This is a genomic window from Cupriavidus sp. 05N40 (genome assembly GCF_056397305.1).
Genome location: NZ_JBFTND010000228.1, coordinates 1 through 16,053, shown reverse-complemented (window position 1 = coordinate 16,053; position 16,053 = coordinate 1). Strand labels below are relative to the sequence as shown.

Annotated in this window: 14 protein-coding genes; 3 read left to right on the top strand and 11 right to left on the bottom strand. The window is 69.5% G+C overall.

Annotated elements, in window-relative coordinates; all coding sequences use genetic code 11:
- The 3 genes from AC1DO7_RS34990 to AC1DO7_RS34980 all read right to left on the bottom strand — a co-directional run.
- A partial coding sequence (locus tag AC1DO7_RS34990) for a transglutaminase family protein (protein ID WP_477117158.1) occupies positions 1–1,741 on the bottom strand: 1,741 nt, incomplete at its 3' end.
- A gap of 233 nt (positions 1,742–1,974) precedes the next feature.
- On the bottom strand, positions 1,975–2,706 hold the full coding sequence (locus AC1DO7_RS34985; protein ID WP_441620024.1) for a tetratricopeptide repeat protein: 732 nt from the start codon (positions 2,704–2,706) through the stop codon (positions 1,975–1,977).
- A gap of 91 nt (positions 2,707–2,797) precedes the next feature.
- Positions 2,798–3,397: a MarR family winged helix-turn-helix transcriptional regulator gene (locus AC1DO7_RS34980; protein WP_441620026.1), complete on the bottom strand. Its 600-nt coding sequence runs from the start codon at positions 3,395–3,397 to the stop codon at positions 2,798–2,800.
- A gap of 56 nt (positions 3,398–3,453) precedes the next feature.
- Between AC1DO7_RS34980 and AC1DO7_RS34975 the strand changes: the two genes are divergently transcribed.
- The 3 genes from AC1DO7_RS34975 (at position 3,454) to AC1DO7_RS34965 (ending at position 6,292) form a co-directional block, all read left to right on the top strand.
- Positions 3,454–3,663, top strand: a complete 210-nt coding sequence (locus AC1DO7_RS34975) for a hypothetical protein (RefSeq protein WP_441620027.1) — start codon at positions 3,454–3,456, stop codon at positions 3,661–3,663.
- Positions 3,664–3,707: 44 nt separating this feature from the next.
- Positions 3,708–4,652 carry a Bug family tripartite tricarboxylate transporter substrate binding protein gene (locus tag AC1DO7_RS34970; RefSeq protein WP_441650378.1) on the top strand — a complete coding sequence of 315 codons (945 nt, stop codon included), beginning with the start codon at positions 3,708–3,710 and terminating at the stop codon, positions 4,650–4,652.
- Positions 4,653–4,732: 80 nt separating this feature from the next.
- Positions 4,733–6,292: a sulfatase-like hydrolase/transferase gene (locus tag AC1DO7_RS34965; RefSeq protein WP_441650376.1), complete on the top strand. Its 1,560-nt coding sequence runs from the start codon at positions 4,733–4,735 to the stop codon at positions 6,290–6,292.
- 24 nt (positions 6,293–6,316) lie between these two features.
- On the opposite strand, the gene kdpE is transcribed toward AC1DO7_RS34965, so the two are convergent.
- The 8 genes from kdpE to AC1DO7_RS34925 all read right to left on the bottom strand — a co-directional run bounded on the left by kdpE (position 6,317) and on the right by AC1DO7_RS34925 (position 16,033).
- Complete coding sequence (kdpE, locus tag AC1DO7_RS34960) at positions 6,317–7,012, bottom strand: two-component system response regulator KdpE (protein ID WP_441620031.1); 696 nt, start codon at positions 7,010–7,012, stop codon at positions 6,317–6,319.
- Position 7,013: 1 nt separating this feature from the next.
- On the bottom strand, positions 7,014–9,914 hold the full coding sequence (locus tag AC1DO7_RS34955; RefSeq protein WP_477117157.1) for a DUF4118 domain-containing protein: 2,901 nt from the start codon (positions 9,912–9,914) through the stop codon (positions 7,014–7,016).
- A 221-nt stretch (positions 9,915–10,135) separates the two neighbouring features.
- Positions 10,136–10,777 carry a potassium-transporting ATPase subunit KdpC gene (kdpC, locus tag AC1DO7_RS34950; RefSeq protein ID WP_441650374.1) on the bottom strand — a complete coding sequence of 214 codons (642 nt, stop codon included), beginning with the start codon at positions 10,775–10,777 and terminating at the stop codon, positions 10,136–10,138.
- Between the two features lie 82 nt (positions 10,778–10,859).
- Positions 10,860–12,695, bottom strand: a complete 1,836-nt coding sequence (gene kdpB, locus AC1DO7_RS34945) for a potassium-transporting ATPase subunit KdpB (RefSeq protein WP_477117156.1) — start codon at positions 12,693–12,695, stop codon at positions 10,860–10,862.
- Positions 12,696–12,771: 76 nt separating this feature from the next.
- Positions 12,772–14,592, bottom strand: a complete 1,821-nt coding sequence (kdpA, locus tag AC1DO7_RS34940; RefSeq protein ID WP_441620039.1) for a potassium-transporting ATPase subunit KdpA — start codon at positions 14,590–14,592, stop codon at positions 12,772–12,774.
- Positions 14,592–14,681, bottom strand: a complete 90-nt coding sequence (gene kdpF / locus AC1DO7_RS34935) for a K(+)-transporting ATPase subunit F (protein WP_006164365.1) — start codon at positions 14,679–14,681, stop codon at positions 14,592–14,594. Before kdpF ends, kdpA begins: the two co-directional genes overlap by 1 nt.
- Positions 14,681–14,848 (bottom strand): hypothetical protein, encoded by a 168-nt coding sequence (locus AC1DO7_RS34930; protein ID WP_441620041.1) that lies wholly within the window; start codon positions 14,846–14,848, stop codon positions 14,681–14,683. Before AC1DO7_RS34930 ends, kdpF begins: the two co-directional genes overlap by 1 nt.
- Positions 14,849–15,061: 213 nt before the next feature.
- Positions 15,062–16,033, bottom strand: coding sequence for a magnesium and cobalt transport protein CorA (locus tag AC1DO7_RS34925; RefSeq protein ID WP_441620043.1), 972 nt, complete (start codon positions 16,031–16,033; stop codon positions 15,062–15,064).
- Between the last annotated feature and the right edge of the window lie 20 nt (positions 16,034–16,053).

Sequence of the window (16,053 nt, the reverse complement as noted above, 5' to 3'; positions counted from 1 at the left end):
GGCCCGGCCACTGCGCGCGCAGTTGCGCGCCCGTGGGCAGCGGCCCGCGCTGCGCGAACGGGTCCTGGTCGAACTGCCACGGGTAGTCGGCCTCGCTGACCCAGGGCAGCGCATCGAGCGGCAGGCGGTAGCCCATCGGCGAATCGCCCGGCAGCAGGTACATGCGGTCGTCGCGGAAGAACCAGGGCCCGCTGACCCAGCGCTGGCCGTGCAGGGCCGGTGCCTCCTCGGCACCGGCGCGGCGCAGCGGCAGCACGTAGCCGCTCACCTGCGCCAGGCCCGCGCCGAACACGCGGCGCAGGCGCATGCGCTCCATCTCGTCGTCCAGCCGCGACTCGAGCGGGTCGACGTTGACCGGCAGGCGCCGCTCGCGCCACAGGTAGTACCAGGTGTCTTCATAGCCGGGCTGCACGAAAGCGGGGTCCAGGCCCAGGCGCGTGGCCAGGCTGTCGAGGAAGCGGTGTGCGTCGGCGTGGGTGTAGTCGGCCGGATGGCGCTCGTCGGCGAACAGCGACGGGTCCTGCCAGCAGGGCTCGCCGTCGGCGCGCCAGCAGATCGACAAGGCCCAGCGCGGCAGTTGCTCGCCCGGATACCACTTGCCCTGGCCGTAGTGCAGGAAGCCGCCCTTGCCGTAGCGGTCGCGCAGCTTGTGCACCAGTTCGGTGGCATAGCCGCGCTTGGTGGGGCCGAGCGCATCGGTGTTCCACTCCGCGCCGTCGCGGTCCTTGACCGCCACGAAGGTCGGCTCGCCGCCCATGGTCAGGCGCACGTCCTGCGCATCGAGCCGGCGGTCGACCTCGGCGCCGACCGCCGCCACCGCCTGCCATTGCGCCTCGGTGTAGGGCTTGGTCACGCGCGGCGATTCATAGATGCGCGTGATGGACATCTCGTGGTGGAACGCGACCTCGCTCTGGTCCACCGCGCCGCTGACCGGCGCCGCGCTGCCAGGCTCGGGGGTGCAGGCCACCGGGATATGGCCCTCGCCGGCCAGCAAGCCGGAGGTGGGGTCCAGGCCGACCCAGCCCGCGCCCGGCAGGTAGACCTCGCACCAGGCATGCAGGTCGGTGAAGTCCGCCTCGGCGCCCCTGGGGCCGTCCAGCGCCTTCACGTCCGGCGTCAGCTGCAACAGGTAGCCGGAGACGAAGCGCGCCGCCAGGCCGAGATGCCGCAGCGTCTGCACCAGCAGCCAGCCGGAGTCGCGGCAGGAGCCGGCGCCGGATTCCAGGGTCTGCTCCGGCGTCTGCACGCCGGGCTCCATGCGGATCAGGTAACGGATGTCTTCCTGCAGGCGCTGGTTCAGCGCCACCAGGAAGTCGATGGTCCGCTGCGGCGTGCGCGGGATGCTTTCCACGAAGGCGGCGAAGCGCGGGGTCGGCTCGCCCGTGACCAGGTACGGCGCCAGTTCGTGCGCCAGGCCCGGGTCGTAGCTGAACGGAAACTGCTCGGCGTAGGGCTCGAGGAAGAAGTCGAAGGGGTTGTAGACCGCCATCTCGACCACCAGGTCGACGGTGATCTTGAACTCGCGGGTCGGCTCGAGGATCACCAGCCGGGCGAGGTAGTTGGCGAACGGGTCCTGCTGCCAGTTGATGAAATGCTGCTCGGGCTCGATGCGCAGCGAATACGAAAGGATCGGTGTGCGGCAGTGCGGGGCGGGCCGGAGCCTGACCACCTGCGGCGATAGCTTCACAGGCCGGTCATACCGGTAGTGGGTGACGTGATTCAGTGCGACGTGCGTTGCCACAAAGGCCTCCCATTGGCGCAGAATTTGTGCCGTCTCTAGCAAGCAAGAGTTGTACCGCCCCGCGATGGCCAAGGCCCCGGGGACCCGGGTGCCGCTGCCGGAGGACCTCCCTTCCGGCGCGGTGCCCCGTCATGCCAGCACGGCAACGCTACCGCAGCATGACATGMCGCCTGACCATGATGCCCGGCCATGGCGCCCGACCTGCGCCCCTACATGGCATCCTAAATGGCGTCCTACATGGCGCCGCCGCGCTTCGCCTTGAGTCCCTGCTCGAGCAGCGAACGCAGCTTGGCCAGCGCGCCCGGGTCGCCGTGCGAGGCCGAGCGCGCGTACCAGATCTTGGCCTGCTCGATATCCTTCTCCACCACGCCCGGCTCGCCGCGCTCGTAATAGCTGGCGACGATGTACTGGGCGCCGCTGTCACCGGCGGTGGCGGCGCGGCTGTACCACTGGAAGGCCTTGCCGTAGTCGCGCGAGACGCCCCGCCCGGTGAAATAGTTGGTGGCCAGCGCCACCTGGGCCTGCACATGGCCGCCTTCGGCCGCGCGCCGGTACCACTCGTTGGCGGATTCGAGCGAGCGCGGCACCAGGTCCCCGTGCTCGTAAAGCTCGCCGAAAGTGAACTGGGCGTGGGTCATGTCGTTGTCGGCCGCCCGGCGCAGCCAGATCAGCGCCTCCTGCGGGCGCACCGGCGTGCCTTCGCCGCGCAGCAGCATCATGGCGTAGTTGAACTGCGCCAGCCGGTTGCCTTGCTGGGCCGCCTTGGCGAAGTCGCGCAGGGCCGCATCGAAGGCGCCGGCATCGTAGGCGGCCACGGCCTGCTGCGTCAGCGCCTGCGCCGGCACCGGCGGCTGGGTTGCCGCCGCGGCAGGCGGCGCCGCGGCAAGACAGAGGGAAAGGCCCAGGGCGGCGGCGGCGGCGTTGACCGCGCACCATGACGGCGAAAAGAGACGGACAGGCGGCATGGCAGGCTCCAGGCAAGGCACGCGCTCACTCCAAGTCTACAAGTGTAGGCTTAGGAAGTCGCCAGTAGCAGTCGCAATCCAGCCGGAGAACTTACGGCAGGCGCCACCAGTCCGGCGCTGCCGGCGCAGGGATGGGTACGGTGCTGGGCAGGGCCTCGGCCTGCGCCAGCAGGGCTTGCGCCTCGGCATGCAGGCGCGCCAGGCAATCCGCCAGCACGCGCGCTTCGTCCGGTGCCAGGCAGCTCGCCAGGCGGGCATTGAACGCCTGCGCCTGGGCAAAGGCCAGCCGGTACACCGCCTCGCCCTCGGCGGTCAGCGCGAAGGCCGCGGCGCGGCGGTCCTGGGTGCGCGTGTCGCGCCGCACCAGGCCGCGCGCCATCAGGGCATGCACCGCGCGGCTGGCCAGCACCTTGTCCAGGCCGGCGCTCAGCGCCAGCTCGGTCAGGCGCGTGCCGGGCTGCTCGCCGAGAAAGGACAGCATGCGCCACTCGCGCCGGCTCACGCCCGCCGCCGCGCGCAGGTGCAGTCCGCTGGCGTTCAGCGCGACGCGGGTCAGGTGGTAGAGCCGGTAGTTCAGGAAATCGGCCAGCCGGGCCGGATGCTGCAGGGTGTGGCCGGCGTCCGCCGCCGGCTCGCCCTGCGCGGCGCAGGCTGCGTCCCGGTCCTCGCCGTCCCTGATGGCTTCGTTCATGCCGCACCCGCAAAATTGGTTGATTTTGTCAATTATATGGGTGGGTGTTAGCGTCCATGGGTCTATATAAAACCGGCTCGCCGCGGCGCATTCCGCACTCGCCGGGGTATGGCCAGGCAGCGCAAGGCAAGACGCACGGCGCGCAGATCGATGCGCGAAATCCGTCGTTGGCGCGCCCGGGCCGTATCGATAAATTGGCCGGCCTCGCCGCCGCCAGCACCGCTGGCGGCGCGACAAGCCGCCGAACCCAAAAGGAGAAACCGTGAACCCCGCCAAACTGCTGCGCGCACTCGTCCCCACCCTGGCCGCCATGTCTGCCCTGTCCGCCATCCTGCCGGCCACCCCGGCACTCGCCCAGAGCGAGCGCCCACTGCGCATCCTGGTGGGCTATCCCGCCGGCGGCACCGCCGATCTCGCGGCCCGCCTGGTCGGCGACAAGCTGCGCGAAGAGCTCAAGCAGACGGTGGTGATCGAGAACAAGCCCGGTGCCGGCGGCCGGCTGGTGATGGACTATGCCCGCACCCTGCCCGCCGACGGCAACACCCTGGTGGTGGCCAACTCGGCGGTGATGACCATCGCGCCGCAGGTCTACCGCAAGCTCAACTACGATATCCAGCACGACTTCGTGCCGGTGGCGCAGATCGCCAATTTCCAGCTGGCGCTGGCTGCCGGGCCCGGCACGCCGGCCAGGTCGCTCAAGGAGTACATCGACTGGCTCAAGGCCAGTCCGGCCAGGAACAACTCCTACGCCTCGCCCGCGCTTGGCAGCATTCCGCACTTCTTTGGCCTGCTGTTCGGCAAGCAGGTCGGCGTGGAGATGCTGCACGTGCCGTTCAACGGCTCCGCGCCGCTGATGAACGCCCTGGTCGGCGGCCAGGTGCCGGCGTCGGTCGACACGCTGGCCGACATGACCGAGATGCACCGCGCCGGCAAGATCCGCGTGCTGGCCAGTTCCGGCACGCAGCGCTCGGTCGCCCTGCCCGACGTGCCGACCTTCACCGAGCTCGGCTACAAGGACATCGAAGGCGTCGGCCGCTATGGCTTCCTGGCGCCGGCCGGCACGCCCAGGGCCACGCTCGATCGGCTCAACACGGCGATCGTCCATGCGCTGCAATCGCCCGACCTGCGCGAGCGCTTCCTCAAGCTGGGACTGGAGCCGCAGACCGGCAGCGCCGAGCAGTTCGGCAAGGTGCTGGCGGCCGATGCCGGCCGCTGGGGCCCGGTGGTAAAGAGCTCCGGTTATACGGGGGACTGAAAAAACCCGGCGAAATACAGCCGCCTGTTATTCGTCGCATCGATGAATTCGTATCGACGCCCAACCAGATCCAGCACGCCATGCCCACCCGCAACACCCTCTTCATCATGTGCGACCAGCTGCGCCAGGACCACCTGGGCTGCTATGGCCACCCCACGCTGCGCACCAGGAACATCGACGCCCTCGCCAGGCGTGGCGTGCGCTTCACCAAGGCCTTCGTCACCTCGGGCGTGTGCGGGCCGAGCCGCATGAGCTTCTATACCGGACGCTACCCGAGCAGCCATGGCGCCACCTGGAACCGCGTGCCGCTATCGGTGGGCGAAGTCACCCTCGGCGAATACCTCAAGGACAGCCAGCGAACGCTCGCGCTGGCCGGCAAGACCCACGTCATGCCGGACAACGCGAACATGAAACGGCTGCACCTCGACGGCGCCGGCGAGCTGGAGACGCTGCTGCGCAGCGGCCACTTCGTCGAAGTGGACCGGCACGACGGCCACCATGCCGAGCCGCGCAGCGCCTATGCCGAATGGTTGCGCCAGCAGGGCTACGACAGCGCCGACCCGTGGACCGACTACGTGATCAGCGCCGAGAACGCGCAAGGCGAGATCGTCTCCGGCTGGCAGATGCGCAACGCGGGCCTGCCCGCGCGCGTGGCCGAGCCGCACTCCGAGACCGCATACACCGTGGGCCAGGCCATGCAATATATCGCCGCGCGCGGCGACGAGCCCTGGGTGCTGCACCTGTCGCTGGTCAAGCCGCACTGGCCATACATGGCGCCGGCGCCTTACCACGCCGCCTATACGCTGGACGACTGCCTGCCGCTCAAGCGCCATGACGCGGAGCTGCAGGATCCGCATCCGGTGCTCGACGCCTACCGCACGCAGGAAGAATGCGCCAACTTCATGCGCAGCGAAGTCTCCGACACGGTGCGCCCCACCTACCAGGGGCTCGTGCAGCAGATCGACGACCGTCTCGGCGAACTATGGGACCAGCTCGAACGCCTGGGCCGCTGGGAGGACACCCTGATCGTCTTCACCGCCGACCACGGCGACTTCCTCGGCGACCACTGGCTCGGCGAGAAGGAACAGTTCTACGACACCGTGCAGAACATCCCGCTGATCGTCTACGACCCGTCGCCTGCCGCGGATGCCACGCGCGGCAGCGCCGATGCGCGCATGGTGAGCGCGGTGGACGTGGTGCCTACGGTGCTCGACGCGCTTGGCCTGCCGGCGGCCGATCATCGCGTGGAGGGCCGCTCGCTGCTCGACCTCACGCAGGCGCGCGATGGCGGGCAATGGCGCGGGTTCGTCGTCTCCGAACTCGACTACGCCTATCGCGGGGCCCGCGTCGTCCTCGGCCGCCATCCCGGCGAATGCCGCGCCTGGATGGTGCGCGACGCGCGCTGGAAATACGTGCACTGGCAGGGCTTCAGGCCGCAGCTGTTCGACCTGGAGAACGACCCGGACGAGTTCTTCGATCTTGGCCAGGATGCCGGTTTCGAATCCGTGCGTGCCGCCATGCGGATGCACCTGCTCGAATGGTTCTCTTCGCTCAAGCCGCGGACGACGGTGAGCAATGACGAGGTGGCGGCGAAGACCAATGTGTATAAGCAGGCGGGGGTGTTCTTCGGGGTGTGGTGAGGGCGAGGGGGGCGCCCTCCCCCCTTATCCCACGAAGCGGTATCCCACCCCCAGCTCGGTCATCAGATGCACCGGCTGCGTGGAGTCCTTCTCCAGCTTTTGCCGCAGGTGCCCCATGTAGACGCGCAGGTAGTGGCTGCTCTCCGAATGCGCGGGCCCCCACACTTCGCGCAGCAGTTCGCGGTGCGTCATCACCTTGCCGCGGTGCGCGATCAGCACGGCCAGCAGGCGGTACTCGATCGGGGTCAGGTGGATGGCATCGCCCGCGCGCGTGACCACGCGGTTGGCCAGGTCGACCTGCACTTCGCCGAAGGCGATCAGCGGCGTGCCTTGCGGGTTGAGCCGGGCGTGCCGGCGCAGCAGCACGCGCACGCGGGCGATCAGTTCGCCCACGCCGAAGGGCTTGGTGAGGTAGTCGTCGGCGCCGGCGTCGAGCGCGGCGATCTTGTCGTCTTCCCCGGAGCGCGCGGACAGCACCAGCACCGGCACCTCGGTCCAGGTGCGCATCTCGCGGATCAGCGTCATGCCGTCGCCGTCGGGCAGGCCGAGGTCGAGGATCACCACGTCGGGCTGGCGGGTGCCGGCGTCGATCAGGCCGCGCTTGAGCGTCTCGGCCTCGTGTATGGTGCAGCCCTCGGCCTGCAGTGCCTCGCGCACGAAGCGCCGGATATGCGGCTCATCCTCGACCAGCAGTACCGTGGGCGAAAAATCGAAAGCCATCTCAGTCTGGTTCCTTGTCTGTTGCTGCCCTTGCGGCGATGCCGGGCACGGGGTCCGGGTCCGGTTCCGGCTCGATCGCCGGCGGCGTGCCACGCGGCAGCGCCACCACGAAGCGCGCGCCGCCGCGCTCCATATTCTCCACCCAGATGCGCCCGCCGTGCGCCTGCACGATGGCCTCGCACACGGCCAGGCCCAGGCCCACGCCGGCGGTTGCCGATTCGCGCTCGCCGCGCGTGAACTTCTGGAAAATCGCTTGTTCCTGCCCGCGCGGCACGCCGGGCCCCTCGTCTTCCACCGCGAACCGCACCTCGGTGTCGGCCACCTCGCCCGACACCCGGATGGCGGTCCCCGCCGGCGTGTACTTGGCGGCGTTCTCCAGCAGGTTGCACAGCACGCGCTCCATCAGCACGGCGTCGCATTCCACCAGCGGCAGCGCGGACAGGTCCGCCACCGACACGCGATGGCGCGACAGCGCATCGCGCATGCCGGCCAGCGCCGCGCCCACCATTTCCTCGCACGACTGCCACTCCTTCTGCATGCGCACGTCGCGGCTTTGCAGGCGGGCCATGTCGAGCAGGTTGATCACCATGGTGCGCATGCGCAGGGCCTGCTCGCGCATCGCGCGCACCGTCTCGGCCAGCGCCGGCGACAACTCGGCGCGCTGCATGGTCTCGGCCATGCCGACCAGGCTGGTCAGCGGCGTGCGCAGGTCGTGCGACACGGCGGCCAGCAGCGAGCTGCGCAGGCGCTCGGATTCCATCGACAGCAGCGCCTGCTGCGCGACCTCCACATAGTGCAGGCGTTCGATCGCGATGGCGATCAGCGTGGCGAACACATCGACCTGGCGGCGCAGCTCGGGCTGGGCGAAGGCGCGCCATACCTGCGGCTCCACCGCGAGTACGCCGCGCGTCTGCATCGGCGCCTTGAGCGGCAGGTAGAGCACCGTGCTGCCGGGCAGCGTGTGCGTGCCGGTGCCGGCGGGCTTGCCGTGGTCGAACACCCATTGCGCAAGCACGGGGTCGATGGCGTCGCTGCCGCGTTGCGCCGGGTCGATCACCGGCGGCAGCAGGCGCCCCTTCGGCGAGACCAGGAAAAAGGCCGAGCGCGCGCCGAGCGCGGCCTGCAGGAAGCGGCTGCCGATGGCGATGATCTGCTCGGGCATCAGCGCGKCGGACAGCTCGCGCGCCAGCTCGTAGAGCGTGCGCGCCTCGGTCTCGCGCTGGACCGAGACCCTGGCCTGCTCGCGCAGCCCCGCGGTGAGCTGGCCGATCACCAGCCCGACCGCGAGCATCACGACAAAGGTCACCAGGTATTGCACATCRCTGACCGAGAACGACAGCCGCGGCGGCACGAAGAAGAAATCGAAGGCGGCCACCGACACCACCGAGGCGAGCGCGGCCGGACCGCGCCCGTGGCGCAGCGCCACCGCCACCACCGCGGCGAGGAACAGCATGGCGATATTGACCAGCTCGAACCACGGTCGCGCCAGCGCCGACAGCAGGCTCGCGCCCGCGCACCATGCCACCGCCCACAGGTAGTCGACGCGGCGCGCCGCCACGCTGCCGTCATCGACGGCCTCGCGGTCCTCGCGCACGTCTTCGCGCATATCGCTGCGGGCAGCCGCGTGCACGCGGCCGCGCGCATCGGCCGCCATGGCGTCGGCGGCGACCCGGATCACGTCGATCTCGGGGCAGCCCAGCGCCAGCGAGTCGGCAAAGCTGTGGCGGCCGAACAGCCAGGCGCGCGCGCCCAGGAATGGCGACAGCGACAGCGCCAGCAGCGCGCGTCCGCGCGCCAGCACGCCACCGCCCTGGCGGTGCCACGCGCCGGGCGCGCGCCCGACCACCACCTTGGTCAGGTTGTGGCGACGCACGTAGCCGGCCACCGCCTGCACGATATCGTTGCCGGCCAGGGTCTCGGTGCGCGCGCCGAGTTCCTCGGCCAGCCGCATCGCCTCTTCCAGGTTGGCGCGCTCCTGCGCCGCCAGCGGCGCCAGGCGCGGCGTGGCGACCGTGACCACGTGCCAGTCGCAATCGAGCTGGCCGGCCAGCCGCCGCGCGCTCTTGACCACCTGCGCGGCATCGTCGCCGCTGCCGATGCAGGCCAGCACCGCTTCGCGCGTGCGCCACACCGGACGGATCGATTCGGCATGGCGGTAGGCGCGCACATCGTCGTCGACGCGGTCGGCGGTGCGGCGCAGCGCCAGCTCGCGCAACGCGATCAGGTTGCCCTTGCGGAAGAAGTTGCTGGCCGCCGTGCGGGCCTGCTCCGGCATGTAGACCTTGCCGTCGCGCAGGCGCCGCAGCAGTTCGTCGGCGGGCAGGTCCACCAGGATCACCTCGTCGGCACCGTCGAACACGGTGTCGGGCACGGTCTCCCACACGCGGATGCCGGTGATGCCGCCGACCGCCTCGTTGAGGCTGTCGAGGTGCTGGACGTTGACCGTGGTCCAGACATCGATCCCGGCCGACAGCAGCTCCTCGATATCCTGCCAGCGCTTGGGATGGCGGCTGCCCTGCGCGTTGGAGTGCGCCAGCTCGTCAACCAGGACCAGCGCCGGACGACGCGCCAGCGTAGCGTCGAGATCGAATTCCTGCAGCACGCGGCCATCCATGCGCGGATGCGGGATCGCCTTCAGCGGCAGCCGCTCGAGGCCATCGAGCAGCGCCTCGGTCTCGGCGCGGCCATGCGTCTCCACCACGCCGACCAGTACGTCGCTGCCCTGCTCGCGCAGCGCGCGCGCCGTGGTGAGCATGGCAAAGGTCTTGCCCACGCCCGCCGACGCGCCAAAGTACACCCGCAGCTTGCCGCGCGCGGCGCGCTCGCCCTCCGCCTGCATGCGTTGCAGCAAGGCGTCGGGATCGGGCCGCGGCGGAGTGTCGCGCGTGGCGGTATCAGGCATGTGGGGCTTCAGCACGCGGAGGGCGAATGGATGTCGAGGATTGTGCCACGGCTACGCGCGGGCGCCCGTGCGATTGCGGCCCGGACGGAGTCGACAGGGGATGCACCACGGCCGCGCGAGGTGCCCGGGGGTAGTTGCCTGCTCTCCCCCGGCGCCTCTCCCGCAAGCGGGAGAGGCGAGCAAACCGGCAGGCATCCGGGCAGGCGCTTGCGCCCGCCAGCTCACGGCTTCTCTGCATCCAGCGCCAGGTTCAGCTGCAGCACATTGACCACCGGATCGCCCATCACGTGCAGCAGCGGGCCTTCCGTGTTGGCCGCCACCAGGGCCTGCACGCGTTCGAGCGGCAGGCCGCGCAGGCGCGCCACGCGCGCCGCCTGGTATTGCGCGGCGGCCGGGCTGATATGCGGGTCCAGCCCGCTGGCCGAGGCGGTCACCAGATCCACCGGCACCGGGGCCTGGTTGGCGGGATCGGCTTCGCGCAGCGCTTCGATGCGGCCGCGGGCGGCGTCGGTCAGCGCGGGGTTGCTCGGGCCGAGATTGGAGCCGGACGAGGCGGCCCCGTTATAGGGCATCGGCGCGGTGGCCGACAAGCGGCCCCAGAAATACTTCGGGTCCGAGAAAGGCTGGCCGATCAGCTCCGAGCCGACCGCCTTGCCATCCTTGACGATCAGCGAGCCGGCCGCCTGATGCGGGAACACGGCGCGCGACAGCCCGGTGATGACGCCGGGATAGAGCAGGCCGGTGACGACCGACAGTGCGACGAACACCGTCAGCATCGGGCGCAGCAGGCCGCCCTGGATGGGTGTGCCGGGCTGGCCGCTGGTGCCGCGGCCCTGGGGCGCGGCGGTGACTGGGGTAGGCATGATGACTCCGTTCAATGTCTTTGTCTGGGCTCGGATCGAGCCCGGGTCGGGCCCTGGCCGGGCCTTGTGCGGGCGGCGCGGCTCACGCCCAGCCGAACAGCACCAGGATCATGTCGATGATCTTGATGCCCACGAACGGCACCAGGATGCCGCCCAGCCCGTAGATCAGCACGTCGTTGGTGCCGTCGCCGGTCATCGCCACCAGGCGGCCTTCGGCCTGGTAGTCGCGGATCAGCTTGAGCTTGGCTTCGGGCGTGGCTTCGGCGAGGAAGTCGTCGACCCCGGCCTCGGCCGCGATCGAGGCGGCGGTGAGGCGGTTGTCGCCGGTGATCATCACCGTCTTGATGCCCATCTTGCGCAGTTCGCCGAAGCGCTCGCGGATGCCGGACTTGACGATGTCCTTGAGCTCGACCACGCCCAGCACGCGCACCGTCTCGCCGCGGCCGTCGTCGAACGATTCCGCCACCACCAGCGGCGTGCTGCCGGCGCGGGCCACGTCGTCCACGGCCTGCATCACGGCGTCGGGGAACTTGCCGGCACGCTCGGTCACGTATTTGCGCAGCGCGTCGGCGGAGCCCTTGCGCACGCTGCGGCCGCCCGCGTCCACGCCGCTCATGCGCGTCTGCGCGGTGAACGGCACGAAGATCGGGCGCAGCGCGCTGATATCGGGCGCGGCGGCGCCGGACTGCTGGCGCGCCAGCGTCACGATGCTGCGGCCCTCGGGCGTCTCGTCGGCCAGCGACGACAGCCATGCGGCCTCGGCCAGCTGCTGCGCGCCCACGCCCGGCGCGGCGATAAAGCGCGATGCCTGGCGGTTGCCGTGGGTGATGGTGCCGGTCTTGTCGAGCAGCAGCACGTCCACGTCGCCGGCGGCTTCCACCGCGCGGCCGGAGGTGGCGATCACGTTGGCCTCCATCATGCGGCTCATGCCCGCCACGCCGATGGCCGACAGCAGCCCCCCGATGGTGGTCGGGATCAGGCACACCAGCAACGCGATCAGCACGGTGATGGTCACGGGCATGCCGGCCTTGGCCACGAACACGCTGTACACCGAGAACGGCTGCAGCGTGGCGGTGGCCAGCAGCAGCACGATGGTCAGGCCCACCAGCAGGATGGTCAGCGCCAGCTCGTTCGGGGTCTTCTGGCGCTTGGCGCCTTCGACCATGGTGATCATGCGGTCGATGAAGCTTTCGCCGGGATTGGTGGTGATGCGCACCACGATCCAGTCGGACAGCACGCGCGTGCCGCCGGTCACCGACGAGAAATCGCCGCCCGATTCGCGGATCACCGGCGCGGACTCGCCGGTGATGGCGCTCTCGTCGACCGAGGCCACGCCTTCGATCACGTCACCGTCGCCGGGCACCATGTCGCCCGCCTCGACCAGCACCACGTCGCCGCGGCGCAGCGCGGTGGCCGCGCGCGCCTCGGTGGCGCCGGCGGCGCGCCAGTCGCGCCGGCCTTCCTTGATCAGCTTGGCGGTGACGGTGGTCTTGAGCCCGCGCAGTGCTTCGGCCTGCTGCTTGCTGCGCCCTTCGGCGAGCGCCTCCGCGAAGTTGGCGAACAGCAAGGTGAACCACAGCCAGACCGAGACCGCGAGGATGAAGCCCGCGCTCTCGCCGCCCGCGCTGGCGGGCGAGAACAGGGCCCGGAAGAACAGGATGGTGGTCAGGATGCTGCCCACGTAGACCACGAACATCACCGGGTTGCGCAGCTGGTCGCGCGGCGCGAGCTTCTTCAGCGCGTCGAGCAGGGCCGGCTTGACCAGCTCGGGGGCGAACATGCCGCCGCGCGGCGGGCGCTGGTGACCGCCACCCTTGTGCGTGCCGTGGGCCGGCGCACCCAAGGGGGCCGCCGGTGTGGTGTTTGCAGGTGCCGCGCCGGACTGCTTGCCGCGCGTCACCATCGATTCTTGTTGCATGCGTTTCTCCGCAATACGCTGATCTGCTTCGAGATGCCGCCCGCGTGAAGGTCACTGCCGGGCGGCCATCCCCTGGCTACTTTCCTGCCGCCGTGACCACGGCGCCCTGAAGCTGCTCCGCCACCGGCCCCAGCGCCAGCGCCGGGATATAGGTGAGCGCGCCCACCATCAGCACCGAGCCGACCAGCAGCACCACGAACAGCGGGCCGTGCGTGGGCATGGTGCCGCCGGTCACGGGCAGGCGCTTCTTGGCCGCCAGCGAGCCCGCCATGGCGAGGATCGGCACGATGATCCAGAAGCGGCCGAACCACATCGCCGCGGCCAGCAGCACGTTGTAGAACGGCGTGTTGGCCGACAGCCCGGCGAAGGCGCTGCCGTTGTTATTGGCCGCCGACGAGAGCGCGTAGAGGATTTCCGAGAAGCCGTGCGTGCCGGGGTTGAACACCCCCGCGCGGCCCGGATCGGCCATCACCGCCACCGCGGTGCCGAGCAGCACCAGCAGCGGCGTGACCAGGATCGCCACGGCGGTCATCTTCATCTCGTAGGCTTCGATCTTCTTGCCCAGGTATTCCGGCGTGCGGCCGATCATCAACCCGGCAATGAACACCGCCAGCACCGCGTACACCAGCATGCCGTACAGGCCCGAGCCGACGCCGCCGAACACGACTTCGCCGAGCTGCATCAGCAGCATGGGCACCAGCCCGCCGATGGCGGTAAACGAGTCGTGCATGGCGTTGACCGCGCCGCACGAGGCCGCCGTGGTGATGGTGGCGAACAGCGCGCTGGCGGCGATGCCGAAGCGGGTCTCCTTGCCTTCCATATTGCCGCCGGCCTGCAGCGCGCTGGCCGCGTGATCGATCGGCAAGCCCGCCAGCGCGGCATTGGCCTGCTGCTCGGACAGCGCCGCCACACACGCCATCACGATGAAGATCACCGCCATCGACGCCAGCACCGCCACGCCCTGCCGGCGGTCCATCACCATCTCGCCGAACGTGAAACACAGCGCCGCCGGGATCAGGAAGATGGCCAGCATCTCGATCAGGTTGGCGAGCTCGGTCGGGTTCTCGTACGGGTGCGCCGAGTTGGCATTGAAGAAGCCGCCGCCGTTGGTGCCGAGCATCTTGATGGCTTCCTGCGAAGCCACCGGGCCCATGGCGAGCGTCTGCTTGTCTGTCTTCATGGCGTCAAGCACCGGCGCGCCCTTGGCGTCGAGCACGGGCTGGCCGGCGGCGTCCACCTTGGGCTGGCTGTACTCGACCGGGGTCACCAGCGCGACATCCTTGTAGCCGTCGAAATTCTGGATCACGCCCTGGCTGACCAGCGCCATGGCGACGGCGGCCGACAACGGCAGCAGCACGTACAGAGTGCTGCGCGTCATGTCCACCCAGAAGTTGCCGATGGTGGCCACGCTCTGGCGCGCGAAGCCGCGGATCAGCGCGAACACCACGGCGATGCCGGTGGCCGCCGAGACGAAGTTCTGCACCGTGAGCGCCAGCATCTGCGTGAGGTAGCTCATGGTGGATTCGCCGCCGTAGGCTTGCCAGTTGGTGTTGGCGACGAAGCTCACGGCGGTGTTGAACGACAGGTCGGGAGAGACCGCGCCGAAGCCCTGCGGGTTCAGCGGCAGCCAGCCCTGCAGGCGCTGCAGCGCGTACACCGCCACCACGCCCAGCATATTGAAGACGATGACCGCCACCGCGTATTGCTTCCAGCCCATCTCGGCGTCGGCGCGCACGCCGCCCACGCGGTAGAGCAGGCGCTCGAACGGCCGGCCCCAGGCGGTCGCCCGATATGCGCCGTCTTCCATTGCGCGGCGGATATAGCGCCCCAGGAAGGGCGCGAGCGCCAGCAGGATGGCGAGGTACAGGACAAGAAGTCCCAGGAATTCGGTTGACATCAGAATTTCTCCGGCCGGAACAGGGCAATCAGGAGGTAGATGAAGACAGCGACGGCGAGCACGCCGCCCAGCAGGTCGGCCCAGTCCATCACAGCCCCCTGTCGGTAGCGCTGTCCTTGCGGCGCGCGTCGGCGCGTTGCGCGCCCGGGCCGTCGGCCGCACTTGGCGGCTTGCCGCCAAGTGCGGCGCACAGCGCCAGCAGTGCGCCAGTCAGCGCACCGAACAGCAATAAACCGATGAAATAGATCCCGTCCATGGCAATACACCGTGAGTGATTCACAGCTGGGAGGTTAAGGATCGAGCGGTAAAAACGGGGTAGAGAGGGGGGAGGGGGGTGTAAAGAAGATATAAAAATGACGGGCCGGCGCGCGTGCGCCGGTACCGGCCACGCCGATGCCGGAAAGGAAGGACGGCCGTGCCGGGGGCGTCGCCCGCCTGGGGAAAGCCTTGTCCCGCCTGCCGCGGACGGCTAGATCCAGCCCGACTTGTGCAGTTTTCGCCAGAGTCCCGCGCAGGCCAGCGCGGTCACGCCGATCACCGTCGGGTAGGCGTAGTGGAACTTCAGTTCCGGCATGAAACTGAAGTTCATGCCGTACAGGCTGAACACCACCGTGGGAATGGCCAGGATGGCGCCCCAGCCGGCCAGGCGCTTGACGATCTCGTTCTGGCCCACGGTGACCAGCGCCAGGTTCACCTGCACCGCCGTGGTCAGCATCTCGCGCACCACGTCGAGCGTGCGCACCAGGCGGCTGGCGTGGTCTTCGATGTCGCGGAAATAGGCGCGCAGCTCCTTTGGCACCAGTTCCTCGTGCAGCCGGATCAGCTGTCCGCAGATCTCCTCGATCGGGTAGACCGCGTTGCGCAGGCGCAGTACCTGGCGCTTGATGTGGTACAGGTGCTCGATCGCGGCGCGGTCGAACTCATCGCGGAAGATGCCCTGCTCGAGCTGCTCGAAGGCATCCTCGAGCCGGGTGACGATGGGCATGTAGTGATCCACCACGAAGTCCATCAGCGCATAGAGCACATAGCCCGGGCCGTTGGCCAGCGCGCGCGGATCGCTCTCGCAGCGCTCGCGCACCGGGGTGTAGCTGCTGCTGACGCCGTGGCGGACCGACACCACATAGTTCGGGCCCACGAACAGGTGGGTCTCGCCCACCACCACTTCCTCGTCGACCAGCTGGGCGGTATTGAGCACGATGAAGATGGAATCGCCGTAGGTCTCCAGCTTGGGCCGCTGGTGTGCGTCGAGCGCATCCTCCACCGCCAGGTCGTGCAGGCCGAATTCCTGCTGCACCTTGCGCAGCAGCGGCAGGTCCGGCTCGTGCAGCCCGAGCCAGACAAAGGTGCCGGGCACGGCGATGGCGTCGCTGATCTTGTCCACCGCCACATCCCCCAGCCGCTTGCCGTCGCGGTAGGCCACGCTATTGACGATTGCACCCATGCATACTCCCTTGTCTGGAT

Excerpts from the sequence above, each read along its gene's own strand:
- kdpE (WP_441620031.1), bottom strand. The coding sequence starts at position 7,012 with ATGGCTTTCGATTTTTCGCCCACGGTACTGCTGGTCGAGGATGAGCCG.
- AC1DO7_RS34925 (WP_441620043.1), bottom strand. The coding sequence starts at position 16,033 with ATGGGTGCAATCGTCAATAGCGTGGCCTACCGCGACGGCAAGCGGCTG.
- kdpA (WP_441620039.1), bottom strand. The coding sequence starts at position 14,592 with ATGTCAACCGAATTCCTGGGACTTCTTGTCCTGTACCTCGCCATCCTG.
- AC1DO7_RS34970 (WP_441650378.1), top strand. The coding sequence starts at position 3,708 with ATGTCTGCCCTGTCCGCCATCCTGCCGGCCACCCCGGCACTCGCCCAG.
- AC1DO7_RS34965 (WP_441650376.1), top strand. The coding sequence starts at position 4,733 with ATGCCCACCCGCAACACCCTCTTCATCATGTGCGACCAGCTGCGCCAG.
- kdpB (WP_477117156.1), bottom strand. The coding sequence starts at position 12,695 with ATGCAACAAGAATCGATGGTGACGCGCGGCAAGCAGTCCGGCGCGGCA.
- AC1DO7_RS34985 (WP_441620024.1), bottom strand. The coding sequence starts at position 2,706 with ATGCCGCCTGTCCGTCTCTTTTCGCCGTCATGGTGCGCGGTCAACGCC.
- AC1DO7_RS34930 (WP_441620041.1), bottom strand. The coding sequence starts at position 14,848 with ATGGACGGGATCTATTTCATCGGTTTATTGCTGTTCGGTGCGCTGACT.
- kdpF (WP_006164365.1), bottom strand. The coding sequence starts at position 14,681 with ATGGACTGGGCCGACCTGCTGGGCGGCGTGCTCGCCGTCGCTGTCTTC.
- AC1DO7_RS34975 (WP_441620027.1), top strand. The coding sequence starts at position 3,454 with ATGGGTCTATATAAAACCGGCTCGCCGCGGCGCATTCCGCACTCGCCG.
- kdpC (WP_441650374.1), bottom strand. The coding sequence starts at position 10,777 with ATGCCTACCCCAGTCACCGCCGCGCCCCAGGGCCGCGGCACCAGCGGC.
- AC1DO7_RS34980 (WP_441620026.1), bottom strand. The coding sequence starts at position 3,397 with ATGAACGAAGCCATCAGGGACGGCGAGGACCGGGACGCAGCCTGCGCC.